Below are 21669 nucleotides of genomic sequence, written 5' to 3'. Positions count from 1 at the left end.
GATAACACTGGATTAATCAGCGCTTCCTTAGAAAATGAACCAACTGACAAGGCCGCCCACAGAAAATGCGATGAGAAAGCTTCCAGCCCATATCAATACCGCTGCCAGTGGTCGGCCTTGCTTGAACAGGATCATCTGTGATGCGAAACATGGAACAAAAAGTGTGAGAACGATGAGCGTCACCAGAATCTCCTTCTGAGTGAAGCTTCCGTTTTGGACCATGGAATAAAAGCCTGCAGCACCTAGATCTCGCTTGATAATGCTCATGACAAACAGGTTGGCAGCGTTTTCCGGCACGTTTAGAAACCCCACGGTCAGCGGGGCAAACCATTGCCTCAATATCATAAAACCGTTATAAAAATCCAAGATGCATATGACGGTTCCGCCGATTAAAAAGGTAGGAACTGCTTCTTTTAAAAATTCAACTGTCTCTGAGACAGTTGTTTTTATGTTCTTTTTGATATCAGGGAAGCGAAGCGGCGGCGTTGGAAGTACCGAGGGCGAAAGGCTACCTGGAAGTAGCAGGTTCATCAGGGCGCCCAAAAGTATGAAAATCAGAGTAATAATCAAGAGATAGAAAATGAAATATTTCAGACCAAGCATGAAGGCGAAGGAAAAAATAATGGCAACCTGTGCAGAACAGGGCACGGATATGCATAGAAGCACCGAGGCAATGAGACGTTCTCTTTTTGTCCCAAGGATCGAGGTGGAAACCAGTGCGACTGTGACGCAGCCGAAACCGAGCAAGATCGGGATAATGGCATTGCCGTTAAGACCGATGAGATGAAACGGACGATCGAGGAGTTTTGCAATCCGTGGCAGCAGATTGGAATCCTCCAGTAAATGGCGAAATAGAAAGAAACCAGCCACCAAAGGAAGGAGGAGACCAAATAGATAAGCAGGTGTCATGGTCAGCATTCCGTACGGACCAATGAGCAGGCTTCCCCAAAAGCTGTCCTCGCTGAGAAATGGGGTGATGATCCCCTTGATGATTGCAATATAATATGTTCCGATGCTCATGAAACTCTCCGGCTCCTTGCGTCCGACACTGCCAATGCTTTCGCCCTAATTCCTTGCGAATCGTAACCCATGATATCTGATCACAAGGAATTTTTAATTTCCTATAGGATTGAAAAGGAATTTAATGTTATAATAAACGCGGATCAAAGTAGCAAAATAGGAGAATTTTGCACCAAAGGCGTTTATTGTATCGGTGTGAAGCAAACCGGAGCAGCGGTTTGCACGGATGATATAATAAATGCGCATAAGAAACAAAATCTGAGGATTTTGCACCGGATCAAAGTAGCAAAATCATAGAATTTTGTATCAAATGCTTTGGTTGCTTCAATTTCACATTCCTGAATAATATATGTGAAGCACAAGATAGAAAGAACTGATGGGTGCTTTGAATCGGCGGTTCATAAGTTCAGAATAAGCTCACGATAAGTTTAGAATCGTTGGAGCTAGCCAAGTAGAATTTTAAGAATAAGGGAAGCGTCTGTGTTTCCATAACAAGAAAGAGGGATATAATAATGCAGGGAACAGATATTTTATTAATCATAATAGGGCTGGCGATATTGGCATTGGCTTGTGTCTGCCTTGCGGTGCTGCTGAGCATACGCAGAAAAGTAAGTGAGGATCAGAGTCTGAAAAGCATTCAGTACATACAGAGCAGCTTCACCAGCCTGGGGGATCTTTTGACCGGGTCTCAGCGTCAATCTTCAGATATTCAGGACAAGCGACTCCAGGAGCTGAATCTTCAGCTGACACAGAAAAATGATATGCTGCAAAAAACGGTCAACGACGCGCTGGGGCAGATTGAGGTCAGATTGAAGAACAATGCCATGGAAAATGAACAAAAGCTCGAACAGATTCGTGGAACCATGGAAAAGCGCATCACCGCCATGCAGGAGGAAAACAGCAAAAAACTTGAGGAAATGAGAGCTACAGTAGACGAAAAGCTTCAGAAAACCCTTGAAGACCGAATCAGCAAATCCTTTCAGCTGGTCAGCGAGCGGCTGGAGCAGGTCTACAAAGGACTGGGCGAAATGCAGAACCTTGCATCGGGAGTCGGTGATCTGAAAAAAGTGCTTTCCAATGTGAAGACTCGTGGTATTTTAGGAGAAATACAGCTGGGTGCTATTCTGGAGCAGATGCTCTCTTCTGAACAGTATGAAGAGAATATTGCTACAAAAAAAGGAAGTTCTGAACGAGTTGAGTTTGCGATCAAGCTTCCAGGAGATGAAGACGGAGTGGTATACCTGCCAATTGATGCCAAATTCCCAGCCGATACCTATACGAAGCTGGTTGATGCATATGAATCAGGAAACTCTGATGAAGTGGATCAGGCTGCAAAAATGCTTGAGCGCTCGATCAAAGCATTTGCAAAGAGCATCCATGATAAATATATTGAACCGCCTCAGACCACGGACTTCGGAATCATGTTCCTGCCCTTCGAAGGACTTTATGCTGAGGTTGTCAGAAGGGGAATGGTTGAGGTTTTGCAGCGTGATTATAAAATCAACATTGCTGGTCCCACCACCATGGCGGCACTGCTGAACAGCCTGCAGATGGGCTTTAAAACCTTGGCCATCCAAAAACATTCCAGCGAGGTATGGAACATTTTGGGTGCGGTCAAAACCGAATTCGATAAATTTGGAGACGTCCTTTCCGCCACCCAGCAGCGAATCAATCAGGCCAACGCAGAGCTTGATAAACTCATTGGTACAAGAACAAGAAAAATTCAAAGCAAACTGAGAAATGTCGTAAGTCTCTCCGAGGCAAGCAGCAGGGACATCCTTGGAATCGGAACTGCAGGAGAAGATGAAACGTTAGAAATTGAGCTAAGTGAGGAAGAATAAATATATGGCCATATTCGCAATTGCAGATCTGCACCTCTCCTTTGAAGCTGAGAAACCCATGGACATCTATGGAGGGCAATGGATCAACCACACTGAACGGGTCAGCGAAAATTGGAAGGCGCTGATAAAGCCAGAAGATACAGTCATTATCCCCGGTGATACCTCGTGGGCCCTTCGCTTTGAGGAAGCGATGACAGACTTGAGGTGGATCAGTGAACTGCCGGGCAGGAAGGTCTTCATAAAAGGAAATCACGATCTTTGGTGGAATTCTGTCAGCAAGTTGAACGCACTATTTGACAATATGTTCTTTTTGCAAAATACCTATTATGAAGCAGAAGGCTATGCAATCTGCGGTTCCCGAGGCTGGATCAGTCCCGAGGATGACGAATTTACCGCACATGATGAAAAAATATATAAACGGGAATTGGGAAGACTGAGAATGTCTCTTGAAGCAGCAGCCAAAGCCGGTTATGGGAAAAAGAATAACGGAAGCAAGGGCAAAATTATAGGGGTTCTGCATTTTCCTCCTGCAAATGACAAGAAGAGACGATCTGGATTTACTGAGATTTTTGAAGAATACGGCGCAGAGAAGGTTGTATATGGTCACCTCCATGGAAAAGATGCTTACGGAAACGGACTCCGGGGTATTAAGAATCATATCGAATACATTTTAACATCGACGGATTACTTGAAATGCAAACCGTACAAAATTGTTTGAGATGAAAAATAGAAGCAACGTAGATTGAGGGGGAATGAATGATGAAGAGAGCAGTATTAATCGTACTTGACAGCCTGGGAATCGGAGAAATGCCCGATGCACCCGGATATGGCGATGCAGGAGCCGATACGCTGGGCCATATAGCAGAATCAAAAGCGGATTTAGCAATCCCAAATCTGTTAAGTCTTGGTCTTGGAAATATTGAAGGCGTCACGAAGCTGAAGGCTGATGCAGAACCGAAGGGAGCTTATGGACGTCTTACGGAAATGTCCAAGGGGAAGGATACGATAACAGGTCATTGGGAAATTGCTGGTCTCTATACAGAGATTCCCTTTAAAACCTTTCCTGAGTTTCCAGAGGAATTTATGGAGGCGTTTGAAAAGGAGATCGGTATCGAAACCCTTGGCAATTATGCGGCTTCCGGAACAGAGATCATCGAGGCACTTGGACCTGAGCACGAAAAAACAGGTAAGCCCATCATTTATACTTCGGCAGACAGTGTTTTCCAGATCGCTGCAAACACCGATGTTATTCCGCTGGAGCGCTTGTATCATATCTGCGAAGTTGCCCGCAGGATGCTGGTAGGTGATGTGCAGGTAGGAAGAGTAATCGCAAGACCTTATGTCATACAGGATGGCCAGAGAGTCCGAACCTCGGACCGCAAGGATTACGCGGTTTCTCCCAGTGGAAAAACGGTGATGGATCACATCAAGGATTCGGGAAAGCTGGTCTATGCCATCGGTAAGATCAATGATATCTTTAATGGTCAGGGCGTAAGCCTGTCCGTTCATACGGACAGCAACATGGATGGTGTTGATAAGACCGTGCAGGCTCTGCACGCTGATTTTGAAGGCTTTATCTTCACAAATCTTGTGGACTTTGACTCCAAATACGGCCATCGCCGTGACCCGGTGGGATACGGCAAGTGCCTTGAAGAGTTTGACAACCGGCTTCCGGAAATCATGGGAGCAATGAAAGCAGACGATATCCTGATTTTGTGCGCCGATCACGGAAACGACCCGGTGCACGAGGGCTGGGATCACACCAGAGAATACGTTCCTGTTGTCGTCTGGGGTAAGCGGCTGAAACAGTCCGTAAATCTTGGAACGAGAGCAAGCTTTGCGGATATCAGCGCCACCATCGCCGAGTATTTGTCCGTTTCAAAGTCAGAGATGGGCGAAAGCTTTCTGGGTCTGTTAACTGAATCGTGAAGTTTTACTCAATTGGAGTTTATCGAAATGGATAAAAATTTTTACAATACAATAAGCTTTATGCAGCATTTTCAAAAGCAGAGTCAGTTCCCTGTCTCTGCTTTTTTAAAGGCAGTCAACAGCACACCGATCCACATGCATGACGGTATGGAGCTGCTCTATGTTCTGAGCGGAGCTGCCCAGGTGAAAATCAGTTTTCATACCTTTGAATTAAGAGCCGGAGACTTTTTACTGATCAATCAATTCGAGGTTCATAAAATACAGAAGCTGGAGGAGGAATGTGTCATCCTCTTTCTCCAATGCGACGAAACTATATTTGGTGATGAAGCCAGATTCTTTGCTTTCGATCCCTTTTATTACAGAAATTATCATATCGACCAGGTTGAGATCCTGAAAAAGTCCATGGTGGAGATATATCTATCTCTTGCAAGCGATCAGAGACTTTTGGATGTTCCCGGAGGTATTTCTCTGCCAGCAGACAAGATTTCTGCGATTGACCCGCCCACAGAAAAGGTTTCTTCCATTTCATTGCTTACAGGCAAGATTGCTGCGATCTGTCTCGATCACTTTCAAATGCAGCATTTCAAGATGACCAACAGAGCAGAGAGTCCATTCAGCGGGAGCAATACAAAGCTGGAGCGGGTGGAAAACACAATCCGCTATATATACAAGGAATTTGATCACAAGATTATGCTGCACAAAGTTGCCAAGCGAGAATACATAGATAAATACTATGCTTCTCATCTGATTAAGGCTGGTACCGGTGCACCATTTCAGGAAATGTTGAGTTTGGTTCGCGCAGACAGAGCAGAAGTACTGCTATTGGGAACAGAAATGAATTTGAGCGAAATTGCGGAAGCGGTGGGCTTCTCGTCCTATCAGTATTTTGTAAAGCAATTTCGGTTCTATTTCGGAATGCTTCCACAGGGGTACAGAAAGCAATATCAGCCGCAGACCTATCCGAATATTGCGGAGGAAGACGATCTACTATCCATATCGGAAGAGGATTGGAGACATCAGCTGGCGTCGAAATATCAGATCGCAGAGAAAACAGTTTCTGAGCTGGTTCTGCAAGGATCGGAGATGGAGGAGTTTCTAGGATTTCTGATACAGGAAGGCGTGGCGGAGCGATTCCTCGGCAAGAAAGAACTGGAAGTAAGTAAGATCATATTCCAATTGAAGGAACCACGAATAGTGCAAGATCTGTTATAGAAAAGCCAAGATAGAATATAGGATGGCTTTTTTTTATGTGCTAGAATAGTTGAAATATTCAAAAAAATTAGGAGGAGAAGGAATGAGTAAAAAACTATTTAGCATTTTATTGGTATTGCTGATGATTGCGGGTGCATTCGGCGGATGCGGCGGCGCCGGTAAAGCTGAAACCGCAGAAGCAGCTGATACGGTAATCATTGGTACGATTTATACTGCAGATGACGCGGACACCATTGCGAAAGCAGCGGCGATCAAGGACGGTGTCTATCTTTCCGTGGGCACGGAAGAGGACATACAGAAATACATAGGGGATGATACGGAAGTGATTCGCCTGGAGAGCGGGATGGCGATGCCCGCCTTCTTTGATGCGCATGCTCATGGCCACGAAGGCGGCGTCGGTATGCTCTTTGAAGTGGCCCTTTACGAAGACACTTCTATGGAAGAATATACAAAGAGCATAAGAGCTTTCATTGATCAGAATCCTGATGTGGAGTTTCTCACCGGAGGAGGCTGGGTGAATGGATACTGCCCGCCCGGCGGCCCGACGAAGGAAGTTTTAGACGAAATATCATCAGACATTCCCATCGTAATCAATTCGGGAGATCACCATTCTGTATGGGCGAATTCGAAAGCGATGGAGCTGGCCGGAATCACAGCGGATACGGCGGATGTCCCCGGCGGAGTCATTGAAAGAAATCCGGCTACCGGAGAGCCAAGCGGCACCTTCAGAGAGAATGCCATTGCGCTCTTTGAAAGCAGTATTCCTGACTATACGGTGGAACAGTATAAAGAAGGGATCCTCGCATACCAGCAGGAAGTTTTGACCTACGGAATTACCGCTTATTATGAACCCATGGTAAACCTGGGCGGAAGCGGAAATTTGCTGAAGGCATACAACGAGCTTGATCAGGAAAAGGCACTGAAAATAAGAGTCTATGGCGGTTATCAGATCCTGCCGGATTTGAATCCCATGGCTGAGGTAGAACAATGTGCAGCATTAAAGGAGGAAGCAAAAGGAGGAGATTTTGAGATCACCGGCATCAAGGTGCTTGTGGATGGTGTTGTTGAAGGAAAGACCGCTTATCTTCTGGAGGACTATACCTCTGATCCGGGATTTAAAGGGGAGCCGTTATGGGAGCAGGAACCTCTGAATCAGGCTTTTGCAAAAGCAGATAAACTAGGTCTTCAGATTCATACCCATGCCATTGGTGATGCAGCGGTCAAGATGACGATTGATGCTTATGCATATGCTGCTGAAAAAAATGGATCGCGGGAAAACCGTCATGCCATCACCCACCTCCAGGTCGTGGATCCCGCTGATATCAAAAGAATGGCGGATCTGAAGATTGTAGCGGTTACCAACCCCTATTGGTTCTGTAAGGAGCCTGGCTATTTCTATGAACTTGAAATGCCTTATCTGGGTGAGGCACGGGCAAATGCGGAATATCCTATGAAGTCTTTCTTTGATGAAGGGGTTGTAGTTTCAGCAGCCAGTGACTATCCCGTGACAATCCCATCAATCCCGCTTGCAGACATCCAAACCGGTATCACTAGATGCGATCGAATGGGAGATCCTGCTACCCTTCAAAATCCTGAACAGAGAGTAACACTCGTTCAGATGCTTAGGGCCAATACCATCAATGCTGCGTATCAAAATTTTGCCGAAGATCAATTGGGTTCGGTAGAAGCGGGTAAGAAGGCTGATCTCATTATTCTTGACAAGAATCTCTTTGATACAGATCCATTTAAAATATCAGATGTTACCGTTTTGAAAACCATCATGGGGGGAAATACTGTGTTCAGTTTATAAAAAGCAAATAAATGGACATAATGATGAAATTCTAATATAATATCTTTACAAAACCAAATTATTTCAGCGCTGGTATTTGCTGCGGCCAAAAAAAGGCTCGCAGGGAGGCCGGCGCTGTGGTGATGTTTGAAGGAAAGGGGTTAATGAAATTATGAATATGAATGACATCATATATAAAAAGAGAGAGGGGCAAACCCTCACCAAGGATGAAATCGAATATTTTGTCAGTGGTTACACGGAGGGGACGATTCCCGATTATCAGGCTTCTGCGCTTTTAATGGCCATCTTTCTGAAGGGGATGAGCAGGGAAGAGACCTATGACCTTACAAGAGCCATGAAATACTCGGGAGACATTGTTGATCTTTCTGAAATCAAAGGGGTCAAGGTGGATAAACACAGCACCGGCGGAGTGGGTGACAAAACGACGCTCATCGTTGGGCCCCTCGCTGCAGCATGCGGCGTACCCATCGCAAAGATGTCCGGCAGAGGTCTTGGCTTCACCGGAGGTACGGTAGATAAGATGGAAGCTATCCCCGGATTCCGAACAACGGTAGAAGCGGGAGATTTTATCAACCTGGTCAACAGCGTTGGCCTGTCAGTTATCGGACAGACAGCCCATATCGCACCGGCAGATAAAAAGCTGTATGCTCTGCGCGACGTAACTGCAACAGTTGACAATCTTAGTCTGATTACTTCAAGCATCATGAGCAAGAAGCTTGCTTCCGGCAGTGATGCTATTGTTCTCGACGTAAAATGCGGAAACGGTGCATTTATGGAACGCTATGAAGATGCTTGTGAGCTTGGAAGCCTCATGGTAGATATTGGCAAGGCAGATGGAAAAAGAACCATTGCAGTTGTAACGGATATGAGCCAGCCCCTCGGATTAGCTGTAGGGAACAGCCTTGAGGTCATTGAGGCCATTGAGACTCTAAAAGGAAATGGACCGGAGGATATTACTGAATTGTCCTTAGGGCTAGCCTCCTATATGATCTATCTCGGCGAGAAAGCTGCTTCCCCTGAAGAAGGATACCTGGCGGCTAAGGAAGCTCTGGCAAGCGGCAGGGCACTGAAGAAGCTGGAGGAATTTATTGCAGGTCAGGGAGGAAATCCCGGTGTGACATCTGATTATACACTGTTTCCTCAATCAACGTGCAAATCAGAGGTCCTTGCAGAAGCTGACGGCTTCGTTGGCAGCATTGAAGCAAAATCCATCGGCCTGGCATCGCAGCATTCCGGTGCAGGCAGAGAAACCAAAGAGGATACCATCGACCTCTCCGCAGGCATCCTTCTGGCAAAAAAAGTTGGTGCTGCAGTGAAAAAAGGAGAACTCCTTGCCACTGTTTTCGGTACAGATCAGGGACGGGTTGATAAAGGCGCCCTAGAGGCAGCCAAGGCATTTCATATTCAGCCTGCCGCTCCGGAAAAAGGGATCTTAATCAAACGGATCATTGAATAATTCTGCGGATTTTTATCCAGGGATCGTTACCTGGGATCAGATGAATTTATAAAATCAAAGAGAGTATATTTCCATGAATCAATTAGCAGATCCGTCCGTTGATCTATTGTTAAATCAACGGAACAGTAATTTTATAAAAGAGCGAAAAAAGCTGGCCATTGTTACTGGTTCAGAAGCTACAAAGGAAACCCTTTGCAGTCAGATGAAGTATTATCTGGAAGATTGCGTCGATATCGAAGGTTATTCAGAGGAAGTCATGGTGAAAGACCCCATACAGGCGGACCTGGTGGTGATGAGTTCCAAAATTCTTTCTGAGGAGATGGCGGAATATGTCAGTCCTGAATGTCCGGTTTTGATTGCAAAACGGTCTCTGAATATTGAAAACATCGAGAAATTATTTGGTATCCCCAAGGGTACCAGTGTTTTCTTTGTCAATGATATCAAAGAGAATGCCGTTGGCTGTATTGAAGCACTTCAGGAAATCGGTATTGATTATCTCGAACTGATTCCCTACTATCCCGGCTGCAGAATTTACCGAAATGCTAATATCGCCGTTACTGCTGGAGAAATGGCTTTGGTGCCTGATCACGTAGAAAAAGCCATCGATCTGGGAGCGCGAATCATTGACATTTCCAGCATTGTTGAAATTTTGAAGCTTCTGGATTTGATGGATCAAAAGCTGAGCCTTGTATCTGAAAAATATAAAGAGACCATGATCCGTTTCAGCAATCATCTTTATCATCTCTTTAATGAAGCATCCAGTATGAATCAATATTTGGCGAGGATTCTCAATCAGATCAATGACGGAATCATCGCTTATTACGGCAGTGGTATTATCTCGATCTTTAATGAGAAAAGCAGAGAGATCTTTGGTGCTGCTTCAGCAGGGGATTTGATCCATAATGTGATTGCGGATTCATCCATCAAAGAGTATCTGCTTGCAGAAGAGGATCTGTCAGACCGATTGTTTCGATTGAACCAAGAAGACCTTATTATCAGCAAATTTCGAATCGACAAACTGGACACTACTGTCTGTACCATAAAAAATACGAAAGAAAATAAAGATATTGAGGTAAAGCTAAGACAGGACTTGATTCGCAAAGGTTATATCGGGAAATATCGGTTTTCGGACATTGCAGGGAATTCTACCGTGATTTCTGATGCGGTACATATTGCAAAGAAGCTTGCCAAATCCGATCTCAATATTTTGATCTATGGGGAAAGTGGTGTTGGTAAGGAATTGTTCGCAAGCGCCATTCACAATGAGTCCCTGCGCAATCGGGGGCCGTTTGTTGCCATCAATTTCAGTGCCATTTCTGAGGATTTGATTGAGAGTGAGCTATTCGGCTACGAAGAAGGGGCATTTACCGGAGCAAAGAAAGGCGGCAGGCTGGGGATCTTTGAACAGGCCAATCAGGGAACCATATTTCTTGATGAGATCGGAGATATCTCCCTTCGCATTCAGGCAAGGCTTCTTCGTGTTCTACAAGAAAAAGAAATTCGCAGAGTGGGCGGGAGTGAAAATATTCCCATTGATGTTAGGGTAATTGCAGCTACAAATAAGAACCTGGTTCAGATGTGCAGGGACGGAAGCTTTCGTGAGGATTTGTATCATCGGCTGAAAAAATTTTATTTGAAGGTACCGCCTCTTCGAGAGAGGTGTCAGGATATTGAGGTTTTGGTTCATCATTTTTTAAAGAAGCATGGTCGGGGCCGTCTTCAGATTTCTGCTGAAGTTATGGAAACCCTGAGAATGAACCGTTGGAACGGAAATGTGAGAGAGCTCGAAAATGTCATGGAGTATTTCATCGCTGTGTGTGACACCGGTACAGTAAGGATGAGTGATTTGCCTGAGGATTTTTTTGACGAGTCAGTGATGGGTCATGGGGGGCAGAATACGGAGTCAGCCACAGTCCGCGGGATTCAAAATCCTATGATGATAGATCATGATGCTTCAGGAATACAGACTCGGAATGACGACGCTGAGTATACGACATACAGTGAAGCACTGTGTCAGCGAGGAAATCTGGAGGAATACCTGTTTTTTCTAAAGTTAATTAAAGAGTACACGGACAGGGGACAGACTATCAGCAGAAAGACCATGGCGGAGGATGCCAAGAATCGGTTTCCCTACCTCACAGAGGAACGGGTTAGAAAGAGGACCGACGACCTTCAGGCATTGAAGCTGATTACAAAATCAGCCGGCAGGGTTGGCATGAGACTGACGATAAACGGGCTGAAATACGTGAACTATAACACCCAATAAACCCCAATTGATCCCGAGGTTTGAAATGAATATGGAAGAATACCTTTCTGATTTTTCTGAAAAAAGGCCGTAGTTCAAGGGTTTGAACCGGCTTTTTTTCTTTTATGTTGAGATTCTTATTTTTGGCATATGGTTTGCTATATAGAATGCATATCCCTGAAAACCAATCGCATCCTTTGATACGATTATCGGGGAAAATTCAATTAAGGAGGAAGATCATGAAAAAAGAAGAAAAAAATCTTCAAAGCCTGGAAAGCAAACTAACAAGGTTTCAGGCACCACACACATACGCGATTATCTTTTTTGTTATTATTGCAATGTGGCTGCTTACCTTTGTAATTCCTGCAGGTAAGTTTACGACGCACGAGGTGGAGTACACCGATGCCAGTGGTGCGGTAAAGACTAAGACTGTATTGATGGCAGAAACCTTCCGCTACGCTTATAACTTCGATACAGAAAAGCTGTCAGCTTCGCTGAATACCTTAAGCAGCGATGCAGCGAAACTGGAGGAACTCGGGGTGGATCCTGCAGCTCTGTCTGATTTCCTTGCTACAGATCAGGCTTCCTGGTCGCAGGATGCACTTGACGCAGTAGGACTGACAGATCCAGTGCTGTACGACCTTTTCGGAGACAGCATCTATGATATGAGTCAGAAATTACATAATACTGCAACTCTTTGGGGAACCGATGATTACGGCGGGTTCGGCGTACTCAACTACCTCTTTGAAGGCCTTGTCACTGGTGACAAGTACGGATCTGCAATCGGTATCGTTGCCTTGATCCTCGTCGTTGGAGGCGCCTTCGGTATCATCATGAGAACCGGTGCAGTTGAGGCAGGTATTTATGCCTTTATCAAAAAATCCAGAGGCCTGGAGCGTTACTCTCTGCCGCTGCTTTTCTTCCTCTTCGCACTGGGCGGAGCAACCTTTGGAATGTCTGAGGAATGTATTCCTTTTGCCATGGTAATGGTACCTTTTGTCATTGCTATGGGTTATGACTCAATTGTTGCCATAACGGTGACCTTCGTTGCGGCACAGGTTGGAAATGCCACTTCGTGGATGAACCCGTTTGGTGTAGCGGTAGCACAGGGTATCGCTGAAATTCCAATCCTTTCTGGTGCTCCGTTCCGTATCACCATGTTTGTGGTAATAACGGCTGCTGCTGCTGGATATATGATGTTCTATGCAGAAAAAGTCAGAAAGAATCCTCATCACTCAGCAGTTTATGAAATGGACGCTTATTTCAGAAATAAGATCACCGAGGAAAGCGAAGGCGTTCACAGCGAATTTAAGCTGGGACACAAGCTTGTTCTCCTCGACATGGCGGCTGTTTTAATTTGGATCGTTTGGGGAGTTACTCAGAAGGGGTATTACATCCCAGAAATCGCATCCCAGTTCTTTGTAATGGGCTTTGTAGCAGGTGTCATTGCAATCATCTTTAAACTCAACGGAATGACTGTCAACGAGATGGCATCCGCCTTCCAGAGCGGTGTTGCGGATCTTGCAGGAACAGCGGTAGTCGTTGGTATGGCAAAAGGAATCCTGCTGGTACTCGGCGGTTCCGATGCTACGGTAGCATCTTCCCTGAACACAATTCTCTATGGGATGGGTACAGCAATCGGCGGACTGCCGGTGGTAATGACCGGCTGGCTCATGTACGTGTTCCAGAGCTTATTCAACCTTGTTGTAACTTCCAATTCCGGCCAGGCAGCACTGACAATGCCGATTATGGCTCCGCTTGCCGATATCGTCGGCGTATCCAGACAGGTTGCAGTTCTTGCTTATCAGCTGGGATCTGGATTTGTAGATGCGTTTACTCCTTGTTCTGCAAGCTTACTTGGTGTTTTGGGCGTTGCGAGAATCAACTGGATGAAATGGGCGAAGTTCCAAATCAAAATGCAAGGGTTCCTCTTCCTTTTAGGAAGCATCTTTGTTATCATTGCTGTATCCATTAATTTCTCGTAATTTCTTTTGAGGGAGACTAGAACATGATCACAATTATTCGAAATGCGAAGGTCTATCAGCCAGAAGAGGCAGGCAGGAAGGACATTTTGCTGATTGACGGTAAGATAGGGGCTGTTGCTGAGAACATTTCCCTGGAAATAAAGAATGCGGACGGACTCCTTAGTGAAATTGATGCTACCGGTATGATTGCAGTACCTGGTTTCATTGATTCACATACCCATATGACGGGGGGAGGCGGCGAAGGCGGGTATCGAACCAGAACGCCGGAAGCAGTACTGACTGATTTCACGATGGCAGGAATTACAACTGCTGTCGGTTGTCTTGGCACGGATGGGGTCACCAGAAATATGATATCCCTTCTCGCAAAGGCAAAAGGACTGGAGGAAGAAGGACTCAGCACCTATATTTATACAGGATCTTATCATGTGCCCCCTGTTACAGTGACGGGGGAAGTTATGAAGGATCTTCTCATCGTAGATAAGATCATCGGTATTGGGGAAATCGCTGTTTCTGATCATCGTTCTTCCCAGCCAACACTTTCTGAGTTCCAACGGCTTGCAGCAGATGCACGAGTTGGAGGTATGCTTTCCGGAAAGGCAGGAATCCTGAACATTCATCTTGGAGATGGAAGCAGGATGCTGGATTTGATTTTGCAGACGGTGGAACAGACAGAAATTCCCATTACCCAGTTTCTGCCCACCCATATCAACAGAAACAGGGAACTCTTTGAGGAAGGAATCCTCTATGCGAAGAAAGGCGGGTACATCGATTTTACCGCCAGCAACGATCCGGTTTTCTGGGAGGAGAAATACGGAGAGGTCAGAACCTGCACGGGAATTAAAAGACTTCTTGATGAGAATATTTCTCAGGATCAGTTTACGATTTCATCCGATGCACAAGGCAGCCTTCCACTTTTCAATGAAAAAATGGAATTTGTTGGCCTTGGTGTGGGTAAGCCGGAATGCATTCTGAAAGAGATCAGGGCAGCTGTGCTGGAATATAAGATTCCCCTGGAGGTTATGCTCAGGGCTGTAACTGTTAATCCTGCCAGAATACTGAAACTTACAGGAAAAGGTAGAATCGAAGCTGGCTTTGATGCAGATCTTTGCCTTCTTGATGAGGCGGAACTGATATTGGACACCGTTTTCTGTAAAGGGAAAAGGATGGTTTATGATGGCCATCCTGAAGTATATGGAACCTTTGAGAACGTGAAGTAGAAAACCTTTATCACCACATGAGAGCATGAAGTAGAAAACCTTCTTGTTTGTCTAATGAAACACTGAAAATAGTCATAAAACCCCCTGACCATCCATATCTTTATATCGAGAAGGAGACTTTTCCATCTCAATATAACGCAGAGATGCAAGAAAGATTTTCCTGAGCTGAAAATTTTCTGCACAGCGTTAAAGAAGATTGATGCGAGGGGGTTTTAACGTTGCTTCGACATACAGAACGATTTTTACAATACGGCAGAAAAACTGCGTATCTTTTGGTAGCGGCGCTGATTATCGGACTGCTGCCTATCGTAGTATACGCTGAAGATGAATTTACAGATGAACCAATCCTGGAAATGATATCAACTGCTGTGGAACCGGAGCCCACGGTGCTGCCTACCTCCATTACAGGCGGAGCAGTGAATATGACGGTAGATGCTAAATCAGCAGTGCTGATTGATGCTGGCAGCGGTACGGTTCTGTTCGATCAAAATTCTCATGAACGGCTGCCGCCTGCGAGTGTTACAAAGGTAATGACCATGCTTCTGATCATGGAAGCGGTGGAGCGCGGACAGATGAACCTGGATGATAAGGTCACGGTCAGTGAAAAAGCTGCAAGTATGGGCGGAAGCCAGATGTATATGGAACCCGGTGAGCAGCAGACTCTTGAAACCTTACTGAAGGGAATCGTAATCGCCAGCGCAAATGATGCCTGTGTGGCAGCGGCTGAATACCATTCGGGTACAGTAGAGATCTTTGTTGAGAACATGAATAAAAAGGCCAAGGAGCTGGGAATGGTAGACACAAATTTTGTAAATACCAACGGTCTTCCGGTAGCCAATCATTATTCCAGTGCATATGATATAGCATTAATGTCGAAAGAACTCATAAAGCATGAAAAGCTTCAGGACTGGTTCAAGGTCTGGATGACGAATATCACAGTAGGGCTGCCGGGAAAGAAACAGACCGAGCTGGGACTTACCAATACCAACCGCCTCATCAAAACCTATCCGGGGGCCAATGGAATTAAAACAGGCTTTACCCAGGAGGCAGGATACTGTTTATCAGCGTCGGCAGTAAAGGATGATTTAAACTTGATTGCTGTCATTATGGGAAGCCCGACATCGAAAATTAGATTTGCTGAAGCCGCAAAGCTTCTGGATTACGGATTTGCAAATTATGATTCTGTCAAGCTTGCAGAAAAGGGCGAGCCAATGGGAAAAATCGTCATTGAAAAGGGTGCGCCTGACATGATTGACGCTGTTGCCCCGGAACAGATCAGCATACTGGTCAAAAAAGGGGAAAAAGACGGAATCCGCGGTGAGCTAGAATTAAACGCTAAGATATCGGCACCGATCACAATGGGTGATAAAATCGGAGAATTGGTCATATATAAGCAGGATAAGGAAATCGCAAGGCACCCTTTGGTTGCGGCAGAAAACGTTGAGAAGGCAGGACTGATGCAAATTTATTTCAGGATGTTAAAGACATTGATCTAATACTAAGGAAACGCTGATGAAGCGCTTCCAAAATTCGAAGGAGGGTGCCCAGCTCGCATATCAGAATGAAGTGAGCACCGTGGGAACCAATGGTTTCAAGCGGAGCGGCGCCAGCCGCCAAGGGGGTAAAGGATAGAATGAATGAATACGTAATAGCTTTTTCATCTTTTTATAGGGCTGTCTATGCACAAGAAAAGCTACAAGAAAACAGGATCCGATCAACGCTTAAGAAGCTGCCGCCGGATCTTCTGCGAACCTGCGGATATGCTGTCTTTCTGAAAACTAATTCAATTAACAGTGCAATTGACATCCTCGATAAAAGTCAGATTACCTCAAGAGGAATCTATATGATTGAGTATGAAAATGGCGCAATTAAATACAAACAGATTGCTTAGTGTCTTAAGGCCGTGGATTATACCACGGTCTTTTTTTGCTCAGGAAAGATTTCAAATTTATAAAGCTGATTTCTAAAGGGTACGCGCTTAATAAATGAAAAATTAACAAATAATTAACACCCTATTTAATTGATAATTGTTGCAATGGCAAAAATATGGGGGTATAATAAATCAACAAAAATATACAAAATTATCCGACTGCACCTAATTTATAACGAATTATGCAATAAAATGAAGTTCTTGTAATATAATGCTGAAATTCAACAAATTTTGATTTCGAATGATTACAGCATTTCAAAGCACGTGATTTACCAATATTTCTGATAGGGCAGGAGAATCGATCTATGAGCAGCATATATGAAAGACTATTCAGAAGTACTTCTGTAGAGCCGGATAAAGAACCTTCGTTAAGAAGCGACAGCATGGAAAAGCCCAGGCACACAGGGAATAAGCGTCTCGGAGATTTACTTGTTGAAAACGGAACGCTTAAGAAGGAACAATTGACAGAAGTGCTGATTAAGCAAAAGAATTCTAACAAGCGTCTTGGGGAACTTTTAATTGAAGAAATGATGGTGACCGAAGAGCAAATCCTTGAAACACTCGAGCAGCAGTTTGGCTTGGACAGGGTTCACCTGGATCGAATCAATATTGATAAGCAGGCTGTGCTCTCCGTTCCGGAAAGCCTGGCTTCTAAATACACACTGATCCCCATCGGAGTTGAAGGCGAAAAGATCAGGGTTGCTATCGCAGACCCTCTAAATATCTTTGCTTTGGATGATGTGAAAATCGCTTCAGGATACGAGGTGGAAGTGGTCATCGCATCCAGACATGAGATTCTAAAATACATCGACCGTTTTTATTCCAGCCAGTTTGCACAGAAAGCCGCCGAAGAGCTTTCAAAAGAACATCGGCAGGAGGAAGAACGACACGCACGAACTGATGAGTCAATCGATATTAAAGATGCTCCAGCCGTTAAGCTGGTGGATTCCATCATAAAGGAAGCCGTAAAGAGCAACGCCAGCGATATTCATATAGAACCCTTCGAAGATTACATCAAAATACGAAACCGTATTGACGGAGAACTTCGTGAAACCATGAGATCAGGAAAAGGTGCCTTAGGGGCGCTCATCACCCGAATCAAGATCATGGCAGATCTTAATATTGCCGAAAAAAGGCTGCCTCAGGATGGCAGAATCATTACCCGGGTTGACAATTTGGATATTGATTTGAGAGTTTCCGTTCTGCCTACCGTCTACGGGGAAAAAATTGTGATCAGAATTTTAAAACGTGATAGTTTTCTTGTCTCCAAGCATGACATGGGACTGCAAGAGCATGAGCTAATCTTGCTAAACCGTATGATCAAACACCCTCACGGGATTATTCTCGTTACCGGGCCCACCGGCAGCGGAAAATCCACTACTCTATATTCAATTCTCAACGATCTGAATACACCCAACAAAAATATTATAACGGTGGAAGACCCTGTGGAATATGTTCTGGAGGGCATCAATCAGGTTCATGTCAACACAAAAATAGGAATGACTTTTGCGACAGGTTTGCGATCCATCTTGAGGCAGGATCCTGATATTATTATGATCGGAGAAATCAGAGACATGGAAACTGCTGAAATTGCAATTCGATCAGCAATCACAGGCCATCTGATTCTCAGCACCATGCATACCAATGATGCTCCTTCCACTGCCGTAAGGCTTGCAGATATGGGGATTGAACCGTATCTTGCTGCGACTTCCCTTGTAGGCGTAATCTCTCAGCGTCTGGTGAGGCGAATCTGCCCGGAGTGCAGAGCTGCATATGAAGCAACTTCCCGTGAAAAGATCATTTTGAATCATTCCATGGATTCACCCTTGACCCTTTATCGCGGCAAGGGCTGTCCGCGGTGCGGCAATACCGGATATTCAGGAAGAGTTGGTGTCTATGAGATTATGGAGATTTCAAAAGAACATCGGGAGATGATTATGGAAGGCAAAAGTTCAGACGAACTTCGTAATTTAAGTATTGAAAAAGGAATGAGGACGTTGCGAACTTCCTGCGACGAGTTGGTTCTAAACGGAACCACAACGGTTGACGAACTGGCGAAGATTACATATCTAAAGGATTAGGAGAAACAGAATGGTTCGATTGGAAGAATTGCTGGAAGAAGCTCTTGATAGAAAAGCGTCCGACATCCATATAACAGCTGGTTTACCCCCGATGCTGCGAATTTATGGAAAACTTGTTCCGTATGGAGGCGATTCGCTGCTTCCCGAGGATACAAGCCGACTGCTTAAGGAAATCGTGACACAGGAACAATATGAACAGTTTCAAAGACAGGGAGAGTATGATCTGTCATGGGCCAGACCGGGTGTAAGCAGATTCCGGGTCAATGCTTTTCGTCAGAGAGGCAGCGACGCCATTGTGATTCGGGTGATCGCATTTTCAGTACCAACTTTGGAAGAATTGGAGATGCCTGACATCTTGAAGGAATTAGCTGGAAAAACCAGGGGACTGATTCTGGTAACAGGGCCTACGGGGAGCGGAAAATCAACTACCCTCGCGGCTATGATCAATGAGATCAATTCTACTAGAGAGGTACATGTACTGACGCTAGAGGACCCCATAGAGTATTTGCACAAACATAAACGAAGCATCGTAAATCAACGAGAAATCGGTCATGATACAAAAAGTTATGCCAATGCGCTCAGAAGCGCCATGCGGGAGGATCCCGACGTAATCCTTGTAGGTGAGATGCGAGATCTTGAGACCATCAGTATCGCTGTAACCGCCGCGGAAACCGGTCATTTGGTGCTGTCAACCCTCCATACCGTGGGGGCATCAAAGACCATCGATAGAATTGTGGATGTGTTCCCTCCTTATCAGCAAAAGCAGATTATGGTTCAGCTTTCGGCGGTGCTTGAAGGAGTCGTTTCCCAGCAGCTCATTGAACGGTTTGATGAGGAAGGCAGGGCGTGCGCTATGGAGATTATGCTCGGTACCTCTGCAATCCGTAATCTGATCCGGGAAGGAAAGACACATATGCTTGATTCCTCCATCCAGACAGGAAACAAATATGGCATGAAATCCATGGATATGTCATTGGCAGAGCTTGTTAAAAAAGGACTCATTTCTGAAGACGAAGCAAATCTCTATTGTGTTGATAAGGAAATGCTCAGGAAGTTTCTTCAAAATTGTTGATATGAGGTGGCACGATGCCGATTTATGAATATGAAGCGAAAACATTAAAGGGAATGTCTCTGAAAGGGAAACTGGAAGCAGTCAGTGAAGCGGCCGCTGCGGATGCGCTTAGAGAAAAGGGATATTATCCGATCCGATTAAGGCCTTTTAAGGCTTCCTCCAATATAGAGCTGTCCAAGCTGCAACGAGTAACCTTAAAGGATATCGCAATTTTTTGCAGACAATTTTCCGTTGTGATCAACGCGGGAATCAGTGTGCTCCGAAGCCTTGAGATCGTCAAGGAACAGACTGAGAACAAGCGCTTGAAGGATGTGCTCGATGAAGTCTTTTCCGATGTTCAGAAAGGCAGGTCGCTCTCTGATTCGATGAAACGGCACAGTGTTTTTCCGGACATGCTTGCAGACATGATTACCGTAGGGGAATCCAGTGGTACTTTGGACATCATCTTTGAACGGATGGCGGTCTATTACGATAAGGAAAATTCTCTGAACCAAAAGATTAAGGGTGCTATGACGTATCCGGCGGCAATCAGCATCTTTGCTATTTCTGTTGTGATTCTGCTTGTGACAAAGGTGCTTCCAACGTTTGTTACCATGCTTTCTCAGTCGGGAACGATGCTGCCTCTGCCAACCAGAATTCTGCTTGGACTCAGCAGTTTTCTGACGAATCAGTGGTACATAGTGATTCTTATCATCATAGCGGTTTTCTTTGCATATCGCACCTACTCGTCAAGCAGTCAGGGAAGAAAGACACTGGATCTTTTCAAAATGAAAGCCCCGATCTTCGGGAAGCTATATTCTAAAATATTAACCGCGCGTTTTGCACGAACCTTCGGTACTCTGATGGGCAGTGGGGTACCCCTTCTGAACAGCATACAAATCTGCGCCGACGTGGTAGGAAATGCTGTCATACGAGAAGCACTGGATTCCACGACAGATGAGTTGAAAAAGGGACTGAGTGTAGGGGAAACCCTGACCGCTCGTGGAATTTTCCCCGTGATGCTGACTCAAATGATCAAGATCGGAGAAGAGGCAGGAACGCTGGACGCAATCTTGGAGAAGACAGCATCTTTTTACGACGGCGAGGTGGATACTGCGACCTCACAACTGACGGCGCTCATCGAGCCGGTGATCATCGTAATTTTAGCTGTTGTTGTAGGATTTATCATCATGTCTATCATCCTGCCCATGTTTTCCATGTACGATGTTGTTAATATGGGCTAAAGCAGTACTGATGATAGGAAAGGTGCATTGCTGACTGCAGTGCGCATTGAAAGAATCAGCACTGTCATCACGCAGAGCTAAGGGTGGGGAAGCAAGGCTTGACCAGGAGATTGGCTGGATCAATGCGCGTTTCCTTAGCTAAACATACATATTAATTATCCCAGAATCTTAATTTTAGGAGGACACAAGGACTATGAAAAAGAACATGCTGAAGAACAGAAAGAAAAAAGGCTTTACCCTCATCGAACTCATTGCCGTTATCGCGATCCTGGGCATTTTGATTGCAGTGATAGCTCCCCGTATGACGGGCTATACCGACAGTGCAAAGGTATCAAAGACGAAGGCTAACGTTAAGACACTGGTAACAGCAATAGAGGTTTATAATTCAACAGCCAAGGATGTACCAGTCGATGTGGATACTACCGTTGCTGATATGATTGATGGGGAAGCAGATGCTGATACAGATCTGGATGGTGATACCAATGCGATTGATACACTAAAGGAAACAGCTAAAAGCATTAGTGAAGGGGATGATGCGATAGAAACAACGACTACATATGAGAACTTATTGGATGCACTTGATGAGGATGTAACAACCTACGGAGGCATCAAGGCTGTATTGTAGAAAGAATCGATCCGCTAAAACCA

At 45.1% G+C, this 21669-nt stretch carries 16 protein-coding genes; 15 read left to right on the top strand and 1 reads right to left on the bottom strand.

The features are described 5' to 3' along the window. Window positions 1–27: 27 nt before the first annotated feature. Window positions 28–1020 (bottom strand): hypothetical protein, encoded by a 993-nt coding sequence (locus FRZ06_06715; protein QOX63053.1) that lies wholly within the window; start codon window positions 1018–1020, stop codon window positions 28–30. A gap of 512 nt (window positions 1021–1532) precedes the next feature. Between FRZ06_06715 and rmuC the strand changes: the two genes are divergently transcribed. The 15 genes from rmuC (at window position 1533) to FRZ06_06640 (ending at window position 21646) form a co-directional block, all read left to right on the top strand. Then, window positions 1533–2861 carry a DNA recombination protein RmuC gene (rmuC, locus tag FRZ06_06710; GenBank protein QOX63052.1) on the top strand — a complete coding sequence of 443 codons (1329 nt, stop codon included), beginning with the start codon at window positions 1533–1535 and terminating at the stop codon, window positions 2859–2861. 4 nt (window positions 2862–2865) lie between these two features. Beyond that, on the top strand, window positions 2866–3579 hold the full coding sequence (locus tag FRZ06_06705) for a serine/threonine protein phosphatase (GenBank protein ID QOX63051.1): 714 nt from the start codon (window positions 2866–2868) through the stop codon (window positions 3577–3579). A 41-nt stretch (window positions 3580–3620) separates the two neighbouring features. Beyond that, window positions 3621–4790 (top strand): phosphopentomutase, encoded by a 1170-nt coding sequence (locus FRZ06_06700; protein QOX65863.1) that lies wholly within the window; start codon window positions 3621–3623, stop codon window positions 4788–4790. A 27-nt stretch (window positions 4791–4817) separates the two neighbouring features. Then, complete coding sequence (locus FRZ06_06695) at window positions 4818–6002, top strand: AraC family transcriptional regulator (GenBank protein ID QOX63050.1); 1185 nt, start codon at window positions 4818–4820, stop codon at window positions 6000–6002. 82 nt (window positions 6003–6084) lie between these two features. Next, window positions 6085–7812, top strand: a complete 1728-nt coding sequence (locus FRZ06_06690; GenBank protein QOX63049.1) for an amidohydrolase — start codon at window positions 6085–6087, stop codon at window positions 7810–7812. 151 nt (window positions 7813–7963) lie between these two features. Beyond that, a complete protein-coding gene (locus FRZ06_06685; protein ID QOX63048.1) occupies window positions 7964–9268 on the top strand; it encodes a pyrimidine-nucleoside phosphorylase in 1305 nt (434 codons plus the stop codon). A gap of 73 nt (window positions 9269–9341) precedes the next feature. Then, window positions 9342–11534, top strand: coding sequence for an AAA family ATPase (locus FRZ06_06680; GenBank protein ID QOX63047.1), 2193 nt, complete (start codon window positions 9342–9344; stop codon window positions 11532–11534). 218 nt (window positions 11535–11752) lie between these two features. After that, complete coding sequence (gene yfcC / locus FRZ06_06675) at window positions 11753–13498, top strand: putative basic amino acid antiporter YfcC (protein QOX63046.1); 1746 nt, start codon at window positions 11753–11755, stop codon at window positions 13496–13498. Between the two features lie 23 nt (window positions 13499–13521). Next, window positions 13522–14715, top strand: a complete 1194-nt coding sequence (locus tag FRZ06_06670; protein QOX63045.1) for a beta-aspartyl-peptidase — start codon at window positions 13522–13524, stop codon at window positions 14713–14715. A gap of 218 nt (window positions 14716–14933) precedes the next feature. Beyond that, a complete protein-coding gene (locus FRZ06_06665) occupies window positions 14934–16211 on the top strand; it encodes a D-alanyl-D-alanine carboxypeptidase (GenBank protein QOX63044.1) in 1278 nt (425 codons plus the stop codon). Window positions 16212–16300: 89 nt separating this feature from the next. Next, entirely contained in the window at window positions 16301–16606 is a 306-nt protein-coding gene (locus FRZ06_06660; GenBank protein ID QOX63043.1) for a DUF3343 domain-containing protein, read from the top strand. 422 nt (window positions 16607–17028) lie between these two features. Further along, entirely contained in the window at window positions 17029–18726 is a 1698-nt protein-coding gene (locus FRZ06_06655) for a type II secretion system protein GspE (GenBank protein QOX65862.1), read from the top strand. 10 nt (window positions 18727–18736) lie between these two features. Further along, window positions 18737–19798, top strand: a complete 1062-nt coding sequence (locus FRZ06_06650) for a type IV pilus twitching motility protein PilT (protein QOX63042.1) — start codon at window positions 18737–18739, stop codon at window positions 19796–19798. Window positions 19799–19812: 14 nt separating this feature from the next. Continuing rightward, window positions 19813–21021 (top strand): type II secretion system F family protein, encoded by a 1209-nt coding sequence (locus tag FRZ06_06645; protein ID QOX63041.1) that lies wholly within the window; start codon window positions 19813–19815, stop codon window positions 21019–21021. 193 nt (window positions 21022–21214) lie between these two features. Next, entirely contained in the window at window positions 21215–21646 is a 432-nt protein-coding gene (locus FRZ06_06640) for a prepilin-type N-terminal cleavage/methylation domain-containing protein (GenBank protein ID QOX63040.1), read from the top strand. The last annotated feature ends 23 nt before the right edge of the window (window positions 21647–21669 follow it).

This window comes from Clostridiales bacterium (assembly GCA_015243575.1).
Taxonomy (GTDB): domain Bacteria; phylum Bacillota; class Clostridia; order Peptostreptococcales; family Anaerovoracaceae; genus Anoxybacterium; species Anoxybacterium hadale.
This window is presented reverse-complemented; position numbering and strand designations above follow the sequence as displayed.

Coding starts and splice junctions, on each gene's coding strand:
- FRZ06_06715 (QOX63053.1), bottom strand. CDS start 1,020: ATGAGCATCGGAACATATTATATTGCAATCATCAAGGGGATCATCACC.
- FRZ06_06640 (QOX63040.1), top strand. CDS start 21,215: ATGAAAAAGAACATGCTGAAGAACAGAAAGAAAAAAGGCTTTACCCTC.
- FRZ06_06645 (QOX63041.1), top strand. CDS start 19,813: ATGCCGATTTATGAATATGAAGCGAAAACATTAAAGGGAATGTCTCTG.
- FRZ06_06655 (QOX65862.1), top strand. CDS start 17,029: ATGGAAAAGCCCAGGCACACAGGGAATAAGCGTCTCGGAGATTTACTT.
- FRZ06_06685 (QOX63048.1), top strand. CDS start 7,964: ATGAATATGAATGACATCATATATAAAAAGAGAGAGGGGCAAACCCTC.
- FRZ06_06700 (QOX65863.1), top strand. CDS start 3,621: ATGAAGAGAGCAGTATTAATCGTACTTGACAGCCTGGGAATCGGAGAA.
- FRZ06_06670 (QOX63045.1), top strand. CDS start 13,522: ATGATCACAATTATTCGAAATGCGAAGGTCTATCAGCCAGAAGAGGCA.
- yfcC (QOX63046.1), top strand. CDS start 11,753: ATGAAAAAAGAAGAAAAAAATCTTCAAAGCCTGGAAAGCAAACTAACA.
- FRZ06_06695 (QOX63050.1), top strand. CDS start 4,818: ATGGATAAAAATTTTTACAATACAATAAGCTTTATGCAGCATTTTCAA.
- FRZ06_06690 (QOX63049.1), top strand. CDS start 6,085: ATGAGTAAAAAACTATTTAGCATTTTATTGGTATTGCTGATGATTGCG.
- FRZ06_06680 (QOX63047.1), top strand. CDS start 9,342: ATGAATCAATTAGCAGATCCGTCCGTTGATCTATTGTTAAATCAACGG.
- FRZ06_06705 (QOX63051.1), top strand. CDS start 2,866: ATGGCCATATTCGCAATTGCAGATCTGCACCTCTCCTTTGAAGCTGAG.
- FRZ06_06660 (QOX63043.1), top strand. CDS start 16,301: ATGGTTTCAAGCGGAGCGGCGCCAGCCGCCAAGGGGGTAAAGGATAGA.
- FRZ06_06650 (QOX63042.1), top strand. CDS start 18,737: ATGGTTCGATTGGAAGAATTGCTGGAAGAAGCTCTTGATAGAAAAGCG.
- rmuC (QOX63052.1), top strand. CDS start 1,533: ATGCAGGGAACAGATATTTTATTAATCATAATAGGGCTGGCGATATTG.